The organism is Mesorhizobium sp. M7A.F.Ca.CA.002.09.1.1 (assembly GCF_003998555.1).
Lineage (GTDB): Bacteria > Pseudomonadota > Alphaproteobacteria > Rhizobiales > Rhizobiaceae > Mesorhizobium > Mesorhizobium ciceri.
On record NZ_RZRR01000589.1, the window covers coordinates 1 to 3,621 of the forward strand.

Here is a 3,621-nt window from a genome sequence, read left to right on the forward strand (position 1 = left end):
CCCTGATGCTCCTCGAGGAACCTGTCCACTTCGCCGCGGCGCAGGCCTGGCGGCACGGTGATGCGCAGACCCTGGCCGCCTGAATCGATACGCAGCGTCATTCGGCGCGCCCTGGCGCTCTCGACGATCTTGAGCGGCAGCGTGCGGCCGGCGACGCAATATTCGCGCTCCACGACAGGCGTGGGCTTGGGCTTTGCCAGATTGCGAAAGAAGCCGAGAGTCATGGGGGGACGATACGCGATTCGAGAAAAACGACTAGAACAAAAAAGAAACGGCGCCGCTCGCGCGACGCCGTTTTTTCACGATGTGACCAGTCGCCGGATCTCAGTCGTCAAGCAGGTTCGAACCCTTGCCACGCTTGGTGGTCGTCGTTCCGGTGCTCGGATCGGTCTTCGTCGGCGCCGTCGACTTGTTGCGGTTGGCCATGAAGCGGTCGAACTCGTCCTGGTCCTTGGCGCGGCGCAATTCGCGGGCGTATTCGTCGAACTGGGTCAGCATCTCGTCGAGCTTGCGGCGCTCTTCGTTCAGCCGCTCAAGTTCCTTTTCGCGCCAGTCGTCGAAAGCGACGTTGCCGGTGCGGGCGGAACCATTGCCCCAGCGCGCGGCCTTGTCGGAACCGCGGCGGCAACCGGCGAAGATGCCGTCGGTCGCGCGGTTGACGTCACGCTTGAAGCCATCGAGGCGGTCGCCCCAGATGATGTAGGCGAGCATGGCGAAGCCGAGTGGCCAGAACACCATGAAACCCACAACCATCAACGCGATGGTTGCCGGCGTCCAGGCCGGACGGATCAATGCGGATGTGTTCATTTTCTCCCATTCCTTCGGTTGGAGACAGCCAAACCCGGCTGCGTGGAATCGAAATGGGAAGAGAAAAACGGCGATTCAAGACAATGTCCGCCAAATCCGGACAAGCATCTGAAATGTTTATCGCTTTTTGATCATATCGAGGAAAAGCACGACCAGCCCGGCAATCAGGCCCCAGAATGCGGCGCCAACGCCGAACAGCGTCAGACCCGACGCGGTGACGACAAAGGTGACGGTGGCAGCCATGCGATCCGCCTCTTCCTTCAGCGCGATAGAAAGCGCGTTGGCGAGCGACGCCATCAGCGCCAGGCCCGCCACCAGTACGATCAGGCTCTGTGGCAGCACCGCGAAGATCGCCACCAGCGAAGCGCCGAAAATCGCAAAGATGAGATAGGCGAGCGCATAGAACGGCCCGGTCTTCCAGCGCTCGGCGGGGTCGGGGTGGACGTCCGGCCCGGTGCAGATCGCCGCCGAGATCGCCGCCAGATTGGTGGTCGAGCCGCCGAACGGCGCCGACAGCAGCGAAAACAGGCCGGTGACGCCGATCAGCGGGCCGGGCTCCGGATGGTAGCCGGCGGCGCGCAGCACGGCGAGGCCGGACAGGTTCTGCGAAGCCATGGTGACGAGATAGAGCGGCAGTGCCAGCCCGATCACCGCCTTGGCGGTGAAATCAGGCGCAATCAGCGTCAGCGTCGACAGTTCCGGTGTCGGCAGGCCGCCGACACGGCCGGTGAGGAAAGCGGCGAGGCCACCGCCGATCAGCACCGCCAGCACCGACAGCGCCGGGTTGAACAGGCGGATGACGAAGAAGGCTGCAATCAGCGGCAGGATCAGCCACGGGTCGATGGGAATGGTCTTCACCGCATTGAGCGCGAAGGTGACGACGATACCGGCCAGCATGCCCGAGGCGACGGAAGGCGGTATTCTCGAGATCAGCTTCGTCAGGGGCCGAAACAGCCCGGTGGCGATCAGAAGGACGCCGGTGACGATGAAGGCGGCGACGGCCTCACCCATCGAAAAGCCGCTCGATGCCGCGATCAGCGCCAGGCCCGGCGTCGACCAGGCGGTGATGACTGGCATTTTCGTGCGCCATGACAGCCACAGGCTCTCGATCGCCATGGCCAGGCAGATCGTCGTCACCCAGCTTGCCGTCTCGATCTGCGTCGCGCCGACTGCGTTGGCGGCGGCGATGACGATGGCCAGCGTGCCGCCGAAGCCGACGATCGCCGCGACGAAGGCGGATATCGGAATGGAAAGGCGCATCAGTTTCCCCTCTGCGCCATCGCATCGACGGCCCGCACCAGCATGTCGAGATCCTGCGGTCGCGACAGGCGATGGTCGCCGTCAGGGATCAGCGACAGGGTCACGTCGTCGGCGGGCAGCAGGCTGACCAGCTTCAGTGCATGGCTTGCCGGCACATCCGCATCGGCCAGGCCCTGCAGGATATGCACCGGGCAATGGGTGTCGATCGGGCCTGTCATTGTCAGGTTGTCGCGCCCGTCCTCGATCAGGGCGCGGGTGTAGATGTAGGGTTCCGTGGAATAGTCCGACGGCTCTTCGAAGAAACCTTTTTTGGCGAGATCGCGCTTCTGCGCCTTGGTCAGCACCGGTTCGATCAGTTCAGCGGTAAAATCCGGTGCCGGCGCCAGCAGCACCAGGCCGGCGACGTTGCTGTCATCAGCCTCGCGCAATTCCTGCACCATGCGCAGCGCGATCCAGGCGCCCATCGAGGAGCCGACCAGGATCTGTTTGCCCTTGGTGAAATGCCGGAACACGGCAAGGCTTTGTGCAAGCCATGTCGAAATCGTGCCGTCGGCAAAGGCGCCGCCGGATTCGCCATGGCCGGAATAATCGTGGCGCAGAAAGGCGCGGCCTTCTTTTGCCGCCCAGTCCGACAGCGTCTGCGCCTTCGCGCCCAGCATGTCCGACTTGTAGCCGCCGAGCCAGACGATGCCGGGCGCAGAGCCAGCAGTATGGCGCACCGCGATGCGCGATCCATCGACATCCATAAAGACGGGGGGCGTTGCGGTCATGGCTTTTTCCTCAGGCCCTCTTCTGGCGCGGGATTCTTGTGGCACGGTCGGTGGCGTGGCGAAAAGTGCTCACTATGTTCTTTGTTTGGTGCAGGACAGCGATCAGGGTGATTTTCTGTCAATGCTGTGCTATTGACTCCGCCCGCGCGCTCACCACATTGGCGCGTCCATGCATCAACACTGACAAATCCTGAACGAAACGGCCAAGGAGACCACGACCATTCGCAGACCTTTCAAAGCAGCGGCGCCGACCAAGGATGGCCCGCGCTCCAACCGTGACATCCGGGTTCCCCGGGTCCAGCTTATCGACGCCGAAGGCCAGAACCGCGGCGATGTTTCCATCAACGACGCATTGCTGCTGGCCGAAGAGGCCGGGCTCGATCTCGTCGAGATATCGCCCAACGCGGTGCCCCCCGTCGTCAAGATCCTTGATCTCGGCAAGTTGAAATACGCCAACCAGAAGAAGGCGGCCGAGGCGCGCAAGAACCAGAAGGTCATCGAGATCAAGGAGATCAAGATGCGCCCGAACATCGACAGCCATGACTACGAGACCAAGATGAAGGCGGTTCGCCGCTTCTTCGAGGAAGGCGACAAGGTCAAGCTGACGCTGCGCTTCCGTGGCCGCGAGATGGCGCATATGGAACTCGGCATGCAGCTTCTGAACAAGGTCCGCGAGGAAGTGGCGACGATTGCCAAGGTCGAAGCGGAACCGAAGCTCGAAGGCCGCCAGATGATGATGGTGCTGTCGCCGCGCTAAGATCTGCATCGGCGCGTATCTAGGATC

General features: G+C 62.7%; 4 protein-coding genes and 1 pseudogene. 1 reads left to right on the forward strand and 4 read right to left on the reverse strand.

Going from position 1 to position 3,621, the window contains the following annotated elements:
• The 4 genes and pseudogenes from EN994_RS22550 to EN994_RS22565 all read right to left on the reverse strand — a co-directional run.
• Positions 1-224, reverse strand: a pseudogene (locus tag EN994_RS22550) (M48 family metallopeptidase); the annotation flags it as partial.
• A gap of 100 nt (positions 225-324) precedes the next feature.
• A complete protein-coding gene (locus EN994_RS22555; RefSeq protein WP_063169787.1) occupies positions 325-807 on the reverse strand; it encodes a DUF2852 domain-containing protein in 483 nt (160 codons plus the stop codon).
• A 117-nt stretch (positions 808-924) separates the two neighbouring features.
• Positions 925-2,067, reverse strand: coding sequence for a benzoate/H(+) symporter BenE family transporter (locus tag EN994_RS22560; RefSeq protein ID WP_013528314.1), 1,143 nt, complete (start codon positions 2,065-2,067; stop codon positions 925-927).
• Positions 2,067-2,837, reverse strand: a complete 771-nt coding sequence (locus tag EN994_RS22565) for an alpha/beta hydrolase (RefSeq protein WP_063169788.1) — start codon at positions 2,835-2,837, stop codon at positions 2,067-2,069. Before EN994_RS22565 ends, EN994_RS22560 begins: the two co-directional genes overlap by 1 nt.
• Positions 2,838-3,057: 220 nt before the next feature.
• Between EN994_RS22565 and infC the strand changes: the two genes are divergently transcribed.
• A complete protein-coding gene (gene infC / locus EN994_RS22570) occupies positions 3,058-3,594 on the forward strand; it encodes a translation initiation factor IF-3 (protein ID WP_013528312.1) in 537 nt (178 codons plus the stop codon).
• Positions 3,595-3,621: the final 27 nt, after the last annotated feature.